The sequence below is a fragment of the Trinickia sp. genome, from assembly GCF_057351765.1.
In genome coordinates, this window is the sequence record NZ_JBMRBK010000023.1 from 1 (window position 1) to 15,441 (window position 15,441).

Here is a 15,441-nt window from a genome sequence, read left to right on the forward strand (position 1 = left end):
CGGCGACACGTTCGTGGCGGCGCAGCGTGCGCCGCAGCCGGCGAAGAAGCTGGAGGCGGACTTGTGCTGGTTCGACGAGGAGCCGCTATCGACGCAGCGCAAGTATCTGCTCAAGCAGACGACGAACACGGTGTTCGCGCGTGTGGGGGCGGTCAAGGAGGTCCTCGACGTGCATACGCTCGCGCACACGAGCGAGCGGCATGCGCTGACGATGAACGACATCGGGCGCGTGTCGCTGACGCTGCAAAAGCCGGTGGTGTGCGACGCGTATGACGAGCAGCCGACGACGGGCGCGTTCGTGCTCATCGACGAGGCCACGCATCATACGGTGGCCGCCGGCATGATTCGAGGCTTCGAAGCATGAGCGGGGCGGAAGTGCGCTGCCGACGGTAGTTTTTGCGTCCGCTGTTTGCGCTCGTTAATCTGCAAAAAAAGCGAGGGCGCGCCCTCGCTTTTTCATTGCATGAATTTATTTGCCCAGTTCATAGCCGACGATGCCGCCTGCAACCGCACCGCCCACTGTACCGACGGTGCTGCCATGTGTGAGCTTGTTGCCGGCGTAGCCGCCCGCCGCCGCACCGCCGAGCGTGCACCCACCGAGCAGCGACAGCGCGGCGACGAGGGCACCTATTCGAGCGCGCTTGAATCGTACGAACTGAATCATGATGCAACCTCCGCATCGCTAGTCATACCGCCTATCCAGCAAGGCGCGTGCCACCGCGGGCGGGGCAGGCTGAGTTCGCCGCCCGCCGTGCTTCCCTGAAGCCTAAGCCGGACACCGCCCCTGCTGCGCCTCACTCAATCTGCGCAGATCGAGAATCCGAATATCCTTGCCGTTGACCTCGATCAACCCGTCCTTCTGAAAGCGCGAGAGCGATCGGCTCACGGTCTCGAGCTTGATACCGAGAAAGCTGCCCAGTTCCTCGCGCGTCATGCGCAATACGAATTGCGTCGGTGAATAGGCGCGCGCTTGTAACCGCCCTGACAGATCCAGCAGAAAGCTCGCGACACGCTCGTCGGCCGTCATCGTACCCAGCAGCAGCATAAGGCCACTCTCGCGTACGAGCTCCGCGGAGAGCATGCGATAGACATGATGCTGCACCGCCTTCACTTCGCGGCTAAGCAATTCAAGCAGCTGAAATGGCATCACGCATACGCTGCTGTCTTCGAGCGCGATCGCGTCGCTCGCGCATTGCCCGTTCGAGATGCCGTCGAGTCCCAGCGGCTCGCCGGCAAGATAAAAGCCGGTGACCTGTTCGCGACCGTCGGGGAGCAGGGTTACCTTCTTGAAGGAGCCTGTGCGCACCGCATAGACGTTCTTGAACGTATCGCCCACGCGATAAAGTGCCTCGCCCTTCTTGATCTGGCGATAGGCGAGCACGAGATCGTCCATTTCCCGGGTGCACGCCAGATCGTCAGGGTTCATTGCGCAAAACTGCCGCATTGCGCAACTCTTGCACGATTCGGCCGGCAGCGGCCTGGCCGTCGTCGAGGAATGCGGGACCTCGTATCCGTACCGTTCGGAAGCACGCTCGCGAGCGACTAACATTTCGTTCTCCTCAATGCATTTGACGCAAGCTTCGCTGTTTGGCGGGCCGTTGTCACTCGATCGGCCGCGGCCAACCGTCGCACTGCGCGTTTGCATTGGCATCGGCCGCGACAGGCCGTTGCGGCTCAGGCCTGACGGCGCGCGGCGGCGAGGGTGGCCTGCGGCAAATCGGCACTGTCCATGACATGGATCAAGGGCTGGCCGTAGCGATATTGGTTTAATGGGGCAGTTTCGGGGCCGCAATGGTTGGGCCGCGATATCGTTGCGGAGCCGGGCGAGCATCGTCACGCGGGACACCGCCTCGCGCGCTCGTGGGAACGTACCGTGCGCCCCGCTCCGGGGCGCGCGGTGAAGCTCGGTCGGACGATATCGCAGCATTTCCATCATTGCGTGTCATTGACTAGAATCATCGGCACAGCCACACAAAGTCGCATTGCCGTTCCGGTTCGCACTGTGTGCGTGCCTTCGCGTACACCGAGTCGCCTATCGATCCGTCGCCGGAGACGATGACTGATGCTAAGAAAAACTGTCGCTGTCGCCTTGTCGTGCCTTGTCTGGATGAGCATGGCCCGCGCTGAGGATCATGTTGGCGAGCGCGCGCCGGATACCATGCAGGCGCGCGTATTAGGCTGTGCCGCTTGTCACGGTGGGCACGGCGAAGGCACCAATAACGATTACTTCCCGCGATTGGCGGGCAAGCCGGCCGGCTACCTCTACAACCAGTTGATCGCGTTTCGCGATGGGCAGCGGCAATACCCGCCGATGAACTACCTGCTCGCCTATCTGCCCGATGCGTATCTGCGCAAGATTGCGGATTACTTCGCCGCTCAGCGTCCCCCCTATCCGCCGCCTTTGACACCGGCCATCCCGGCTGCGCTGCTCGCGCGCGGCGCGCAGCTCGTGAAAAGCGGCGATCCGGCGAACGACATTCCCGCCTGCGCCGCGTGTCACGGTGCCGCGCTGACCGGCAGGGAGCCCGGCATTCCGGGACTGCTGGGATTGCACGCCGAGTACGTGAGCGCTCAACTCGGCGCCTGGCGCTACGGCACGCGCAAATCGATCGCGCCCGATTGCATGCATACCGTCGCATCGCGTCTTTCGAACGATGACATCACGGCGGTTGCCGCGTGGCTCGCGGCATCGCCCGGACCGGCCAATCCGGCGCCCGTCGCCAGGGGAAGCCTGAAATTGCCGCTCGCCTGCGGCAGCGAACCGCAATGACGGAGTATCCGGTGTCCGCATTTTTCCTCTTCCTTCGACACAGGCTGACGAGCCTCTGCGCACCTTTCGTGCTCGCTGCCTCGTGCATGGTCGCGTTCGCTCAAGGCCCGAGCCCCACGGCTGCCGATACGGTCAAGCGCGGCGAATATCTTGCGCGCGCCGGCGACTGCATCGCGTGCCATACGAAACCGGGCGACAAGCTTTTCTCCGGTGGCCGGCCCATGCCGACACCGTTCGGTACCCTCTATTCGCCGAACATCACACCCGATAACGAAACCGGCATCGGGCAATGGAGCGCCGACGAGTTCTACTCGATGATGCACACCGGCCGCTCGCGCGACGGCGCGCTGCTCTATCCCGCGATGCCGTTCGGTGCCTACACGAAAGTCACGCGGGCCGACAGTGACGCGATCTTCGCTTATCTGAAGTCCGTGCCGCCCGTGCGGCAACCCAATCGGCCGCATGAGCTGCGCTTTCCGTACAACAACCGGCAACTTCTGATCGGTTGGCGCACGCTTTATTTCCACGAGGGCGAATACCAGCCCGACCCGACCCGCTCGGTCGAATGGAATCGCGGCGCCTATCTGGTCGACGGGCTCGGCCACTGCTCGATGTGCCACACCGCCATCAACGCGCTCGGAGGCAGCTCCGAATCGACGGCGTTCGAAGGCGGTCTGATTCCGATGCAGGACTGGTACGCGCCATCGCTCACGTCGAACAAGGAGGCCGGTCTCGGCGATTGGAGCATCTCCGACATCGCCGATCTGCTGCAAAAGGGCGTTTCCCGCCGCGGGGCCGTTTATGGACCGATGGCGGAAGTCGTCTACGACAGCTTGCAATACCTGTCCGACGACGACGTGCGTGCGATGGCGGTCTACCTGAAGTCGTTGCCGCAACACGGCGGAGCGACCAGCGGTTCGAACGGGAACGTATCGCGCGAAGAACGGGGACTGCTGTTCACGCTCGGCGGCAAGATCTATCAGGCGCAGTGCGCCAGTTGTCATGGCAAGTCCGGCGAGGGCAAGCTGCCCGACTTCCCGCCGCTTGCGAATAACCAGTCGATTCAAATGACATCGGCCGTCAATCCGATCCGCATGGTGCTCAACGGGGGATACGCCCCCGGCACGGCCCGCAACCCGATGCCGTACGGCATGCCGCCTTTCGCGCAATCGCTGACCGACGATGAAGTGGCTGCTGTCGTCACGTATATCCGGACCGCCTGGGGCAACCGCGGCGCGCCTGTCTCGGCGAAGGAAGCGAACGCACTGCGCTCCGCTGCCTTGTATTGATTGGAGGACGCCATGAATACCAACGAAGTGCGCGCGCCGGTCGAGCCCGGCGATGACCGGCAGGTCGAGGAAATCGTCCGCTCCGGGCCGAGCGGCGCCCTCGCCGTTGCAGGCATCGCCACGGCCATCGTCATCGCGTTGTGGTTCGCGTTCTACTTCCTCGTCTTTCTACCTCGCGGCGTCATTTACTGATCGAACGACATGTCGAACACTCCCCACCCCGGCCACTCGGACGGCGCGGACGTCGTAGAGCGCATCGAGCGCAACTGGGCGATCGTTGCGGTCGGCCTCATCGTGGTGCTCGTCGCCATGGTCGTCTATACGGGCTTGCATTGGGCCATGATGCCGCCGTCCCGCGTCGAGACCATCGACCCGACGACGCTGCACGTGACGGGCGAATTCATCGAGAGCAATCTCGGCACGGCGCGCGAAGCCGATGGCTCGGTGACGGTGCGCGTCGTCGCGCAGCAATACTCGTTCACGCCGCAGTGCATTCTCGTTCCGGCCGGGACGCCGGTGACGTTTCGCGTGACGAGCGCCGATGTCGTGCATGGCTTTCTCGTCACCGATACCAATATCAATTCCATGGTCGAGCCCGGTTACGTATCGACCTTCAAGACGAAGTTCGCCAAGCCGGCCGAGCATCTGATGCCATGCCACGAGTACTGCGGCACAGGTCACGAAGGGATGTGGGCCAATGTGAAGGCGATCGATCGCGCCGAATTCGACAAGCTCGCGGCAACTGACCGGAGACTCAGCTGTGTTAAATAACCGACGTCTCGTGCTTGCGCACTTCTGGTTCGCGTTCGCGACCTTCGGCGTGGCGCTGCTGCTCGGCGCGTGGCAGATGTACGTGCGTTCCCCGCTGCATGCATGGCTTCGCCAACCCGAGCTCTACTACCGCTCGGTCACGGCACACGGCTCCGTCATGGGCTACGTCTTCCCGACGCTGATCGCGATGGGTTTCGGCTATGCCATCACCGAGCTTTCGCTGGGCCAGACGCTGCGCGGCAAACGCTGGGCATGGGCGGGCTGGTGGCTCGTCGTGGTCGGCTCGCTCATGGCGATGGTGACCGTCGCGCTCGGCAGCGCCTCGGTGCTCTACACGTTCTATCCGCCGATGATCGGCAGTCCTTTCTATTACCTGGGCGTCGTGCTCGTCGTCGTCGGGTCGTGGATATGGGTTGCGCTCATGTCGATCAATCTGCACGTCTGGAAACGCGCGAACCCGGGCAAGCCCGTGCCGTTGCCGATGTTCGCTAACGTGGCGGGATCGTATCTGTGGGGCTGGACTGCTGTCGGCGCCGCGCTCGAAATCCTGTTTCAGATCCTGCCTGTCGCGTTCGGGCTCAAGTCGACGATCGATTCCGGGCTTGCCCGCGTGTTTTTCTCGTGGACACTGCATGCGATCGTTTATTTCTGGCTGATGCCCGCTTACATCGCCTACTACACGCTCGTGCCGCGCGCCGTCGGAGGGCGCCTGTACAGCGATGGCATGGCGCGCATTTCGTTCATTCTGTTTCTCGTCGTGGCGATGCCGATCGGCATCCATCACCTTTTCGCCGACCCGCAGGTGGGCTCGGGCTTCAAGTTCCTGCAGTCGGTCTTCACGGCGCTCGTTTCGGTGCCGACACTGCTGACCGTTTTCACGATCTGCGCATCGGTGGAAATCGCCGGGCGGCTGCGCGGGGGCCGCGGCGCATTCGGTTGGCTGCGCGTGCTGCCGTGGCACGAACCGATGATGCTCGCCGTGGCGTTTTCGTTCGTCATGCTGGGTTTCGGCGGCGCGGGCGGGCTCATCAACATGAGCTACCAGCTCGATTCGACCATTCACAACACGCAGTGGATCACGGGCCACTTCCATCTGATCTTCGGCGGCGCCATCGTCATCATGTATTTCGCCATCGCCTACGAGCTGTGGCCGCAATTGACGGGGCGTGCGCTATCGAGTGTCACGCTGATGAAGTGGCAGCTCTGGCTATGGTTCATCGGAATGATCGTGACGACGTTTCCGTGGCACTACGCCGGCATTCTCGGCATGCCGCGACGCATGGCGTACTTCGATTTCAGCAATCCGGCCCTGGCGCCCGAGGCGATCACCGTCACGATGTCGACCGTCGGCGCGTTGATCCTGGTCGCATCCGCGGTCCTGTTTTTCATGGTGTTGGTGCGCGGGCATCGCGGTGCCGCGGTGACGCCCGCGCAGTTCGAATTCGCGACGGCCGTGCATCCGCCCAAGACGCTTCCCGTCGCGCTCAACAGCTTCGGGTTATGGCTTGCGCTGATGATCGGGCTGACGGTGGTCAACTACGGTTACCCGATCGCGCAACTGCTCGTGCTCAAGGAGACCGCGGTGCCCGCGGTCTGGATGGGGGGCCAGCGATGACGACGGAACGGCTTTTCTCGCTGCGCAACCGATGGTTCGCACTGAGCGTCGGATCGACGGTTGGGATCGCGGCCGTGGCGGCGCTCATCGGCTTCGTCTGGCTGCCTTCGGTCCAAACCGATGCGCAGTTCGCGGGCATCTGGAATGCGATCTGCAGCGCGGCGGGCGTGCCGCAAAAGTGGCTGATCTCGACGCCGCTCACCTCGCGCGTGAAGACGAGCGATGTGGTGTTGACACCGTCCACGCTCGGCAATGTCGATGCGCTTTCGATCGGCCGTGGCGCCACGCTTTCGTTGCGGTGCACGATGTGCCACGGTCCGCAGGGGCTGAGCCAGGCGAACTCGCCCAATCTGGCCGGCCAATATGCGTTGGTCATCTACAAGCAGTTGCGCGATTTTCAAAGCGGTGCGCGCACCAATGCCGTCATGACGCCGATGGTCGCGACGCTGAACGATGAGGACATGCGCGACCTGGCGGCCTACTACGCGGGCTTGCCGCGTCCAGCCGGCTATCACCCCGCATCGCAGCCGGTGCCCGATATCGTTGCGGTCGGCTCGCCGATGCGCAACATTGCGCCGTGCGCGTCGTGCCACAGCGCAGCGGATCGCAAGCTGGGCGCACCGTGGCTCGAGGGCGAGCCCGCCGTCTATATTCGCGCGCAATTGCAGGCGTTCGCGTCGGGCGATCGCCATAACGATACGAGCGAACAGATGCGCAATGTCGCTCGACAGATGACGGCAGGTGAGATCGAGGCTGCGGCGCAGTACTACGCGAGCCAGCGGCCGTAGCTATCGTTGCGGCGCGTTTGCAGGCGCGGCGCAACGATGATCTTCATTCCGTGCGAGCGCTCGCGCGAGCCTTGCCGCTCATTACCGCGTGATCGAGCGGCAAGGCGGTGGTCTGCTTGACGACTTCCATGGCGAAGCTGGCGCTCACATCGAGCAGCTCGGCGACTTTGATCAGCCGTTTGTACACACTGTCGTACCCCGCGATGTCCGGCACGACCACCTTCAGAAGATAGTCGACCTCGCCCGACATGCGATAGATCTCGACGATCTCCGGCACCGTCGCGACGCCCTTCAGAAACCGTGCGGTCCAGGCATCGTTGTGTTGGCTCGCGCGAATCATGACGAAAGCGGTGAGCCCCAGATTGAGCTTCGCCGGATCGCAGAGCACCACCTGCTTGCGAATCACGCCTTCCTCGCGCAGCCGCTGGATGCGCCGCCAGCAGGGCGTCGGCGACAGATTGACGGCGCTTGCGATTTCGTTCAGGCCGAGCGAAGCATCTTCCTGCAATAGCGTAATTATTTGCGCGTCTATTCTGTCCATAGCCAATCCGCTGAAAAAGTTTTTCAAGTATAGGCGTAGTACGCGTATGACGCGAAGGCAATGCCGCCACGAACTATCGATACGGACAGCGAAGGGCTTCGGTGTCCGTCACAGTGCTTCGCCTCGTCAAAGGAGCTCGTCCCCTTGCCGTATTAAATTGGGCTTCGTATTCGAGAGAGGGGCAAGCGATGACTATTTCGTTATTCAGACGTACATCGGCTCACGGCGTTGGCGATAGCGCCGATCGACCCGGACCGAGGCATGCGCGGATTGCGACCGAGCCCGCAGCGAACTCGCTGCCTTCGACGTTGGGCGGGCTTCGACGATTGGAGAACGGGCTGCGCAAAGTGTTGCCGCAGCCATTGGCCCGTTCGTTGTTCACCCGCCTCGCGCCGCTTCCTTCAGCGAACAAGGGCTCCACGGATTCGGCTCGCTCACCCCATGAAGACGCCGGCGTTGGGCGTGCACCCGTGGACAATCGCGGCGCGCGCTTTCCCAACACCCCCGGCCCCGACCTCGTCGAACTGGCTGCGGCGCTCGTGGACTTCGAGAACGAGACGGTGCGTTACCTCGAGATCGGAAGCATTCTTGATAAATGCGAGACCGGGCGCGCCGCGATGAACGACGATCTCGCCCACGCCGTCTTTCGAGCGATTGCGTCGTTTCAGGATACGCCGCGGGGTGAGTTGCTCGATCGCGCGCTCCACTTGGTTTGCCGCGATCCGAATTTGAACGTTTCAGCGCAGACACTTGTGTACGACGAATGGTTTCCGGACGAATGCGAGCAAGTCTTCAAGCACATGTATGCCGCGGTGATGGCGTCGGAAGACACCCCCGAACGGGCCGCGCGGCTCGCAACGCTTACCGCGCTGCTTTATCGATTGCCGCCTTTGGCCCACGACGCAGCTGTCGATAAAGTGATTGATGTGATCGCCCGGACGGAAAGCATGGAAAACAGGTGGGCGCCGCTGACGGAACTGCGCAGCCATGCGGACCGCCTGTGGCACGACAGTCATGACAGAGCGTACCTGCTGCGGGTGATCGAGCAGCTCGGTGGCAAAGCCGTCATAACGTTGCAGCACGTCTGATCGTATGCGTGGCGGTCGGTTCTCTGAAACGGTATATACTGTTTGTATCGTTTACGGACCGGGAGACCACGATGACTGATGCAACCACGCCGAAGCGCGCTACGGGCAGGACGGCGCGCGTGCCGAAACACGCGAACGGGCACGCCAGAACGCACACCGATGCTCAGTCCATTCAAGTGAATGAAGCAGCTACTGAGCCGGTGCATGTTTCCGTCAAGGCGGGGAAAAAGGGCAGAACCGGGAAGACAGCCGCAGCCGTGCCTGCGCCCGAAAAAACCAAGCGCCAGAAGAAAGAGAAGGTGGTGCGCGACAGTTTCACGATGCCCAAATCGGACTACGAGCGCATTGCGTCGCTCAAGCAGAAGTGCCTCGATGCCGGCGTCGCGGTCAAGAAGAGCGAGTTGCTGCGCGCCGGGCTGATCCTGCTCGACGCATTGTCGAGCAAACGTCTCGTCGCAGCGGTCTCGACCGTCGAAACGGTGAAAACCGGCCGCCCCGCGAAGGACTGAGTTCTCGTCGTGCCGCAGCATGCCGTCGAAAATAAAACGACGCGTGCTGTAACCGCGTATGCGGACATCGCGAATTAATGCACAGCTTCCTTGATCGGCCGACGCCTCTCGCGCGATGCGTCGGCCCCGTGCATCTTCTCGATGGAGACCGACATGCAAACTGCTCATTCCGGGGCCGCGGCGTCCCCTGCCGTAACGGGCCTGCGCGGACGATGGAACCAACTCGCCGATCTGGCTTCGCGAAGCATCAGCCATTCATTGCTGGCGCTCGTGTGCCGCGCGGCGATTGCAGCGATTTTCTTTCTTTCGGGGCGCACCAAGGTCGTCGGATTGCTGACGCTGACGCCCGGCACCTACCAACTGTTCCGCGACGAATACAAGATTCCGTTGATTCCCCCGGAAATTGCCGCGCACATCGCCGCCTATTCCGAGCATCTGTTTCCGTTGCTGCTCGTGCTTGGGCTCTTCACGCGTGGCGCGGCGTTGGCACTCCTTGGTATGACGACCGTCATCGAAGTGTTCGTCTATCCCGATGCGTGGCCTACGCATCTTTCATGGGCAGGACTGCTGCTTTACCTGGTTGCACGCGGCGCGGGCTCCGTTTCGCTCGACCGGTGGCTCGGTATCAAGTAACGAGTCTTGCGCCCCTACGCGGTCGTGCGAAGCTTGGCCGCGAGCGCTTTCAAGCCCCGGTGCACGCCCACCTTGACCGCCGATTCGGACAACCCCGTCAGTTGCGCCGTTTCGGCGACGGAAAGTCCCTCGAGCTTCACATGCTGAATCGGCAGGCGCTGCTTGTCGGGGAGTTGCTGCAGCAGCTTGCCGAGATCTCGGCGGGCCGAGGCGGGCTCGTCGTCGCACACGGCGAAGATATCGATGTAATCGTCGATGGGATCGTGCAGCGACTCGCGCCGCGCCCGCGCGCGAAAAAAATCCATCAACTTGTAGCGTGCAATGGCGTGCACCCACGCCGTGAGCGGTTCGTCCGCCCGATAGGTGTGGCGTCCGTTATGGACCGCGAGCAGGATTTCCTGCACGAGATCTTCGACGTCGTCGCTCAATTGCGGAATGCGTCTGCGCAGGAAGCCGCGAAGATGGCGCGTCAGCTCGCTCAGAAACGTCTGATAAGCGAGCGAGTCCCCGGCCATTGCATCGATGAGCAGGGCTCTAAGGCGAGTCTCTACCGATTGCACGTCGTATCCGTCGGCGAATTCACCAGTGCAGCCATTTGGGGCCCAGCAGTGCCCCGGCCACGGTCGGCACGAGCATGCCGAGGACATACCAGAGCGCCCAGAACGCGACGCTCATCTCCGGGCAATGCAGGCAGTAGGCGATAGTGGCCGTGGCACCGGCCAGCAGCCCCGTGGCCGCGCCGGCGAGGCGCAGGTTAGTCGGCGCAAGCCCACGTACGGCCGCAAATGAGGCCACGAACCCTGGAATCGACAAGAACGCGATATTGAAAGGGCAGGAGCGCCAAGTTTCGCCCATCACCAGCGCGACGCGCGCACCTGCCGGTGCCAGCAGCACGACGATGAGCCCCGCCAGCCAGACGGCGGCGACGGGCACGCCGATCCCGGCCCACGCCAGACCGACGCGCGCGCCCGGGCGTGCGAGCCGGATCGTGACGCCGAGCGCGCCGGCGGCGAGCGCGACGGGCAGCGCGACCTTGGCCCAGAAAATCGGCGTGGCCGACACGGTGCCAATGTCGGGCCGGACGCCATAGACGGTCACGACCAGCAGCGTCGCGCCGAGCGCGGCTGCAAGCAGCGCCCAGCCGAAGCGCCGGGCCACCACGTGCCGATCGACCGGTGTGACGCCTTTTGCTAGCAACGAGACCAGTAAATCGGTTTCCATGTCCATATACCTCGGTTCATGAATATAGTTCGCTGCGCGCGCCGTTGCGGTTACAGCGCGGGGCGAAATCGCGATTATCGTTCGAAAGTGTGCGGTTTGTGTAACCGTCGGCCCGTATCGCGCGAACTAAGAAGCAGTCGCGGGCGCGATGGTTTTCGTCCGTTTTTATTTTCATATCGATGAAGGCTTACATCATGCAGGCGAGCGACATGGGCGGAAGTATCCGAACGATCGTTTCGGTGTACCAATGAACGGCAGGGCTATGAGCACGCAGCCGCAGCCGATACTGCTCGGGGCTGGCCTGGGCCTCAAGCCGGCGCACTACGAGGACGCCCGGAGCGCACGTATGCGAGGGCTCTGGTTCGAAGTGCACCCCGAGAATTACATGGTCGACGGCGGCCCGCGCCTGGCGTGGCTCGAGACGATTCGCGCACACCACCCGATATCTCTGCACGGCGTAGCGCTTTCGCTGGCGGCCGCCGCACCGCCAGACGAAACCCATCTCCTACGCCTGAAAACGCTCGCACAACGCGTGCAGCCGGCGCTGGTTTCCGAGCATCTCGCGTGGTCGGCCTGGCGCGGGCATTATCTTCCGGATCTGCTGCCGTTTCCGCGCACCCACGAGGCGCTTGCGCGCATCACCGCGAACATTGAACGTACCCAAGAAGTTCTCGGCCGCCCGATCGCCATCGAAAACCCCGCTCATTATTTGACGATCGAGGGGCATGACTGGAGCGAAACCGATTTCTTGCGCGAACTGTGCCAGCGCACCGGCTGCGGCCTGCTTCTCGATGTCAATAATGTCTACGTCAGTGCGCGCAACGTGGGCGTCGACGCGCACGCATATATCGACGCAGTGCCGGCCGATCGCATCATGGAGATCCATCTCGCCGGTCATTCGCTCGATGCCGGCACCTCACCGGCGCTCGTCATCGATTCGCATGACGCCGCGATTGACGATGCCGTCTGGGCACTCTATAGGCATGTCATCGAGCGAGTGGGCCCGCGACCGACGTTGATCGAGCGCGACGACAACATCCCGGCGTTCGACGTGCTCTGCGGCGAGCGCGGCGTCGCACAGGCGTTGCTCGATGGTGCGGCCCGATACGGTCGCGACGGCAGCCGGACCGAGAACGAGGTGGGCGCATGAACGGTTCGCTCGAGCGCTTCCAGGACGCATTCGCCGATGCGCTTTTCGGTGCCCAACCCGGCGACGAACGCGTGGCACGTCTTCACGAACAGCGCGGCTTCTCGGTATATCGCAATACGGTGTTCAAGGGCTGCGTCGATGCGTTGCAAGCCAATTTTCCGGCTGTGGCGCGGCTCGTCGGCGAGGCGTGGTTTCGCTCGGCTGCGGCGAGCTACGTCGGTGAACATGCGCCAGCCGACGCGCGTCTTGTCCACTACGGTGCGGATTTCGCCGCTTTCCTCGAAGATTTTGAGCCGGCGCGCGGAATGCCATATCTTGCGGAAGTGGCCCGCCTCGATGCGCTTTGGGTGCAAGCGCATACAGCGCCTGATGAGGTACCGATCGATGCCGGCGCGGTGGCGACGTTATCGGCCGAGGTGCTCGGGCAAGCGATATTGCGCCCGCATGCTACCGCCCGCTGGATCGCGTTCGATACGATGCCGGCATTCACGATCTGGCGCGCGAACCGAGAAGGGTGGGACGTTCCGGACGATCTCGTGTGGCAAGGCGAGCGGGCGTTGCTGCTCCGTGCCTTCGGCGAAGTCACGTGGCAACCGCTTAGCGTGGCGGGCTATGCGTTTCTCGATGCGTGTGCCGTGGGCCAGCCGTTCGATGCGGCGGCGGCGCGGGCGCTCGATGCGCAGCCCAAGGCAGCGCTCGGCGATGTCGTCGGCGAATTGTTGGCTGCGGGTACGTTTAGTGCTGTCATAACGGAACGGCGATGAACGCGCATTGAGCTGCGATGGCTCCCTGAGCCGCAGACCGAAGGCCCGACGATGCGCGTTGCGCGCATGCGCTCATCGCCTACACTGGGGAGTGCCGTTTGCCGGCCGGGGTGACGGCTCCGACGAATCGGGCGCCGCAGCCGAACCGACTCAGCGGGCGAATGACGGCAAGGGCCGCGACGTCACACCGCTGCCCGGGCTCATCTGGAATGAAGGTCAACGAAGGAGTCCCATCATGTTGCAAACGAGCGAGATCCAGAAACGCTTCAGTCATCTACAACAAACCATCGGCGAAGCATCGCGCACCTGCGGGAGCAGCCAATCGGTCCCGCAAGATCTGAAAAAATGTGTCGAGCAGCTCGACAGCGAATGCCAGAAGGCGCAGTCCGTCATGGCTTCTCAGGACCAGGATCAGATGCGTGAATGCATCGATCAGATGGAGAGCATCAGCGATCGCGCGGAGCGCGCGTGCAAGAGCGCCGGCGGACTCGACGCGAAAGTGAAGCAGTGCGTCGATACGCTGCATAACGAATTGTCCGATTTCAAGCATCAGCTGCACTGATGCGCATCGGTTCGTACTGCGAGGTTTCGTCGCAGTACGAATTGCCCTGCATGAATCGTTAGCCGCGAAACGGCACGGCCGTGCAACGCTTCATGCCTGCTCCGGAGCCGCGCGGACCACTGCGGCTCCTTGGACAATCGCTCTGGCGAGAGCATGCCCGAGTCCCATTGCAATGAAGCCGACGGCAAAGTGAGCCAATTGGACCACCCAGTGAAGCGAACCCGGCAACAGCTGCAACTGCGCGACGCCGAGCACCGGCACGATCAGGCTCCAGGCAAGCGCGAACAGTACGAAGCCGAGACGTACCCGTGCGAGCAGCGCCAACGCGACCAGCACCCAAAGCGATAGAACCAACAGCGCGCCAAGCAGCATGTGCAGCGGGACGAGGGACAGTGCGCGGCCCGACCAAAACAGGAAGCCAAGGACGATAAGGGCGAGCCCCGAGAGACTCACCACGAACCGTGCAGCGACAACAGTGCGTTTCATGTTAGCTGACCTCGCATCGATTGGAACGGGAGGGGAGAAAGGCCCGCAATAGGCCACACGGGGCGTGCTGAAGGGTCGGTGCCGATCAATAGAGAGACGCCGTGGCGGCCCCGCTGAACAACAGCGCGAGCTGCAACGCGGAGAATACCAAGATTGCGCCGATTGCACCGATGGCGAGCGCACGACGGGCGCGTGTCGTGCGAAAGCGGTAGCGCAATGCAACGCGCGCAAGCGCCCTGTTCGCCCCGATGCTGCCTAGACCGATCAGTGCGACGGTGGTCGCTACGCCGGCCGCCATCGCGAAGGTGGCGGCGATGCCTGCAGCGGTGGCGTGAACCGCCATCGATGTGACGAGCGCGAAAATCGCGCCGACGCACGGGCGCGCGCCGGAGGCCAGCCCGAGCATGAAGATCTGCTTGAGCCGCGAGCGCGATGCGTCGTTGTGGATAGCCGGTACGTCGATTGCCATTTGAAATCGAGGCGATGTATTGCCGCGCGGCATGCCCGATAGGCTTGCCAGGGGGCTGCGCAAATAGACGCCTTGTGTTGTTGCGTCGTCGGGGCGTGCAGCATCGACGGCGGTTGAAACCGTGCGACGTGCCCCGGTTTCATCGCCACGGGGGAACCGCACAGCCGGCGGTTCGTCGCAGCATCGATCGCGCGCGCGGCTCGATCTGATCGCCCATGCGCTCGTCGCGCAGAGCAGTGCATAGCTGACGATCTCCATGGATGCCGCGTGCGGCATGACACGCGTGAGCCCGGCGTGGGCAAAGCCTGCGGCGCCCAGCACGAGGCCGATCGCCGTCAGTGCCTGAACGGTCGCTGTCCATGTGCTCAACAGGACAGCATCGCCAACGCGGGCCCGGCGAGAGCCCAGATAGGTAGTGACGACGAGCTTACCGTGACCCGGTCCGAGCGCATGCAGCGAGCCGTAGCCGAACGACACGATCACCAAAGTCGCCCACGCAGCCCACGATGCGCCATGCGGCCACTGCGCCAGGAAGCTTTCAATGCGGGCGTTGAAGTCCGCCTGGACATGCAGCCAGTTGCCGATGGCCGAGCGCACCGCGCTTGGCATATTGCGGATCCACCATGACGGTGGCGCGGCGGCGCTCGGTGGTGCCGAGGCTGCCGTTGCAGCGGAATCTGCCGGTTGGCCGAATACGTCGAGCGCTTGAGCCTGCGCGCCGATGCAAGCGCTGAACAGCGCGAGCGCGACCAACATACAGACCACCGATAACCTGTTTGGGGCGC

General features: G+C 63.2%; 20 protein-coding genes. 13 read left to right on the forward strand and 7 right to left on the reverse strand.

Annotated features, from left to right (window positions below):
- On the forward strand, positions 1 to 364 hold a 364-nt coding region (locus ACO1XS_RS05715; RefSeq protein ID WP_486390198.1), incomplete at its 5' end, for an elongation factor 1-alpha C-terminal domain-related protein.
- A gap of 105 nt (positions 365 to 469) precedes the next feature.
- Here ACO1XS_RS05715 and ACO1XS_RS05720 read toward each other — a convergent pair.
- Both ACO1XS_RS05720 and ACO1XS_RS05725 read right to left on the reverse strand, forming a co-directional pair.
- Positions 470 to 664 carry a glycine zipper 2TM domain-containing protein gene (locus ACO1XS_RS05720; RefSeq protein WP_486390199.1) on the reverse strand — a complete coding sequence of 65 codons (195 nt, stop codon included), beginning with the start codon at positions 662 to 664 and terminating at the stop codon, positions 470 to 472.
- Between the two features lie 102 nt (positions 665 to 766).
- Complete coding sequence (locus ACO1XS_RS05725) at positions 767 to 1,549, reverse strand: helix-turn-helix domain-containing protein (RefSeq protein WP_414720256.1); 783 nt, start codon at positions 1,547 to 1,549, stop codon at positions 767 to 769.
- A gap of 558 nt (positions 1,550 to 2,107) precedes the next feature.
- Here ACO1XS_RS05725 and ACO1XS_RS05730 point away from each other — a divergent pair.
- From ACO1XS_RS05730 to ACO1XS_RS05755, 6 genes are all read left to right on the forward strand, one after another.
- Positions 2,108 to 2,770, forward strand: coding sequence for a c-type cytochrome (locus ACO1XS_RS05730; protein WP_486390217.1), 663 nt, complete (start codon positions 2,108 to 2,110; stop codon positions 2,768 to 2,770).
- A gap of 86 nt (positions 2,771 to 2,856) precedes the next feature.
- On the forward strand, positions 2,857 to 4,059 hold the full coding sequence (locus tag ACO1XS_RS05735; protein WP_486390218.1) for a c-type cytochrome: 1,203 nt from the start codon (positions 2,857 to 2,859) through the stop codon (positions 4,057 to 4,059).
- Positions 4,060 to 4,071: 12 nt separating this feature from the next.
- On the forward strand, positions 4,072 to 4,251 hold the full coding sequence (locus ACO1XS_RS05740) for a cytochrome c oxidase subunit 2A (protein WP_331570296.1): 180 nt from the start codon (positions 4,072 to 4,074) through the stop codon (positions 4,249 to 4,251).
- A 9-nt stretch (positions 4,252 to 4,260) separates the two neighbouring features.
- Positions 4,261 to 4,830, forward strand: a complete 570-nt coding sequence (locus ACO1XS_RS05745) for a cupredoxin domain-containing protein (protein WP_486390200.1) — start codon at positions 4,261 to 4,263, stop codon at positions 4,828 to 4,830.
- Positions 4,820 to 6,445, forward strand: coding sequence for a cbb3-type cytochrome c oxidase subunit I (locus ACO1XS_RS05750; protein WP_331570292.1), 1,626 nt, complete (start codon positions 4,820 to 4,822; stop codon positions 6,443 to 6,445). The genes ACO1XS_RS05745 and ACO1XS_RS05750 overlap by 11 nt, the downstream gene beginning before the upstream one ends.
- Positions 6,442 to 7,233 (forward strand): c-type cytochrome, encoded by a 792-nt coding sequence (locus ACO1XS_RS05755; protein WP_331570290.1) that lies wholly within the window; start codon positions 6,442 to 6,444, stop codon positions 7,231 to 7,233. The genes ACO1XS_RS05750 and ACO1XS_RS05755 overlap by 4 nt, the downstream gene beginning before the upstream one ends.
- 43 nt (positions 7,234 to 7,276) lie before the next feature.
- On the opposite strand, the gene ACO1XS_RS05760 is transcribed toward ACO1XS_RS05755, so the two are convergent.
- On the reverse strand, positions 7,277 to 7,774 hold the full coding sequence (locus ACO1XS_RS05760) for an Lrp/AsnC family transcriptional regulator (protein WP_481582534.1): 498 nt from the start codon (positions 7,772 to 7,774) through the stop codon (positions 7,277 to 7,279).
- Between the two features lie 326 nt (positions 7,775 to 8,100).
- Here ACO1XS_RS05760 and ACO1XS_RS05765 point away from each other — a divergent pair, with 326 nt between their 5' ends.
- The 3 genes from ACO1XS_RS05765 (at position 8,101) to ACO1XS_RS05775 (ending at position 10,004) form a co-directional block, all read left to right on the forward strand.
- Entirely contained in the window at positions 8,101 to 8,862 is a 762-nt protein-coding gene (locus tag ACO1XS_RS05765) for a hypothetical protein (protein ID WP_486390201.1), read from the forward strand.
- Between the two features lie 71 nt (positions 8,863 to 8,933).
- Entirely contained in the window at positions 8,934 to 9,371 is a 438-nt protein-coding gene (locus tag ACO1XS_RS05770) for a hypothetical protein (RefSeq protein WP_486390202.1), read from the forward strand.
- Between the two features lie 153 nt (positions 9,372 to 9,524).
- Positions 9,525 to 10,004 (forward strand): DoxX family protein, encoded by a 480-nt coding sequence (locus tag ACO1XS_RS05775; protein ID WP_440558748.1) that lies wholly within the window; start codon positions 9,525 to 9,527, stop codon positions 10,002 to 10,004.
- Positions 10,005 to 10,018: 14 nt separating this feature from the next.
- Here the strand turns inward: ACO1XS_RS05775 and ACO1XS_RS05780 are convergent, their stop codons facing one another.
- Positions 10,019 to 10,564: a sigma-70 family RNA polymerase sigma factor gene (locus ACO1XS_RS05780; protein WP_486390203.1), complete on the reverse strand. Its 546-nt coding sequence runs from the start codon at positions 10,562 to 10,564 to the stop codon at positions 10,019 to 10,021.
- A gap of 19 nt (positions 10,565 to 10,583) precedes the next feature.
- Positions 10,584 to 11,225: a DUF1109 domain-containing protein gene (locus ACO1XS_RS05785; protein ID WP_331570278.1), complete on the reverse strand. Its 642-nt coding sequence runs from the start codon at positions 11,223 to 11,225 to the stop codon at positions 10,584 to 10,586.
- A gap of 262 nt (positions 11,226 to 11,487) precedes the next feature.
- Between ACO1XS_RS05785 and bufB the strand changes: the two genes are divergently transcribed.
- The 3 genes from bufB (at position 11,488) to ACO1XS_RS05800 (ending at position 13,701) form a co-directional block, all read left to right on the forward strand.
- Positions 11,488 to 12,375, forward strand: coding sequence for an MNIO family bufferin maturase (gene bufB, locus ACO1XS_RS05790; RefSeq protein WP_486390204.1), 888 nt, complete (start codon positions 11,488 to 11,490; stop codon positions 12,373 to 12,375).
- Positions 12,372 to 13,139, forward strand: a complete 768-nt coding sequence (locus ACO1XS_RS05795; RefSeq protein ID WP_486390205.1) for an HvfC/BufC family peptide modification chaperone — start codon at positions 12,372 to 12,374, stop codon at positions 13,137 to 13,139. The genes bufB and ACO1XS_RS05795 overlap by 4 nt, the downstream gene beginning before the upstream one ends.
- Before the next feature lie 235 nt (positions 13,140 to 13,374).
- A complete protein-coding gene (locus ACO1XS_RS05800) occupies positions 13,375 to 13,701 on the forward strand; it encodes a hypothetical protein (RefSeq protein WP_440560755.1) in 327 nt (108 codons plus the stop codon).
- Between the two features lie 90 nt (positions 13,702 to 13,791).
- Here the strand turns inward: ACO1XS_RS05800 and ACO1XS_RS05805 are convergent, their stop codons facing one another.
- Both ACO1XS_RS05805 and ACO1XS_RS05810 read right to left on the reverse strand, forming a co-directional pair.
- Positions 13,792 to 14,187 carry a hypothetical protein gene (locus ACO1XS_RS05805; RefSeq protein ID WP_331570270.1) on the reverse strand — a complete coding sequence of 132 codons (396 nt, stop codon included), beginning with the start codon at positions 14,185 to 14,187 and terminating at the stop codon, positions 13,792 to 13,794.
- Between the two features lie 85 nt (positions 14,188 to 14,272).
- Entirely contained in the window at positions 14,273 to 15,412 is a 1,140-nt protein-coding gene (locus tag ACO1XS_RS05810; RefSeq protein ID WP_486390206.1) for a nickel/cobalt transporter, read from the reverse strand.
- Positions 15,413 to 15,441 lie beyond the last annotated feature (29 nt).

Bases quoted from the DNA above. Each gene is read 5' to 3' on its own strand.
- ACO1XS_RS05720 (WP_486390199.1), bottom strand. From the start codon at position 664: ATGATTCAGTTCGTACGATTCAAGCGCGCTCGAATAGGTGCCCTCGTC.
- ACO1XS_RS05725 (WP_414720256.1), bottom strand. From the start codon at position 1,549: ATGTTAGTCGCTCGCGAGCGTGCTTCCGAACGGTACGGATACGAGGTC.
- ACO1XS_RS05730 (WP_486390217.1), top strand. From the start codon at position 2,108: ATGAGCATGGCCCGCGCTGAGGATCATGTTGGCGAGCGCGCGCCGGAT.
- ACO1XS_RS05735 (WP_486390218.1), top strand. From the start codon at position 2,857: ATGGTCGCGTTCGCTCAAGGCCCGAGCCCCACGGCTGCCGATACGGTC.
- ACO1XS_RS05740 (WP_331570296.1), top strand. From the start codon at position 4,072: ATGAATACCAACGAAGTGCGCGCGCCGGTCGAGCCCGGCGATGACCGG.
- ACO1XS_RS05745 (WP_486390200.1), top strand. From the start codon at position 4,261: ATGTCGAACACTCCCCACCCCGGCCACTCGGACGGCGCGGACGTCGTA.
- ACO1XS_RS05755 (WP_331570290.1), top strand. From the start codon at position 6,442: ATGACGACGGAACGGCTTTTCTCGCTGCGCAACCGATGGTTCGCACTG.
- ACO1XS_RS05760 (WP_481582534.1), bottom strand. From the start codon at position 7,774: ATGGACAGAATAGACGCGCAAATAATTACGCTATTGCAGGAAGATGCT.
- ACO1XS_RS05770 (WP_486390202.1), top strand. From the start codon at position 8,934: ATGACTGATGCAACCACGCCGAAGCGCGCTACGGGCAGGACGGCGCGC.
- ACO1XS_RS05775 (WP_440558748.1), top strand. From the start codon at position 9,525: ATGCAAACTGCTCATTCCGGGGCCGCGGCGTCCCCTGCCGTAACGGGC.
- ACO1XS_RS05785 (WP_331570278.1), bottom strand. From the start codon at position 11,225: ATGGAAACCGATTTACTGGTCTCGTTGCTAGCAAAAGGCGTCACACCG.
- bufB (WP_486390204.1), top strand. From the start codon at position 11,488: ATGAGCACGCAGCCGCAGCCGATACTGCTCGGGGCTGGCCTGGGCCTC.
- ACO1XS_RS05795 (WP_486390205.1), top strand. From the start codon at position 12,372: ATGAACGGTTCGCTCGAGCGCTTCCAGGACGCATTCGCCGATGCGCTT.
- ACO1XS_RS05800 (WP_440560755.1), top strand. From the start codon at position 13,375: ATGTTGCAAACGAGCGAGATCCAGAAACGCTTCAGTCATCTACAACAA.
- ACO1XS_RS05805 (WP_331570270.1), bottom strand. From the start codon at position 14,187: ATGAAACGCACTGTTGTCGCTGCACGGTTCGTGGTGAGTCTCTCGGGG.
- ACO1XS_RS05810 (WP_486390206.1), bottom strand. From the start codon at position 15,412: ATGTTGGTCGCGCTCGCGCTGTTCAGCGCTTGCATCGGCGCGCAGGCT.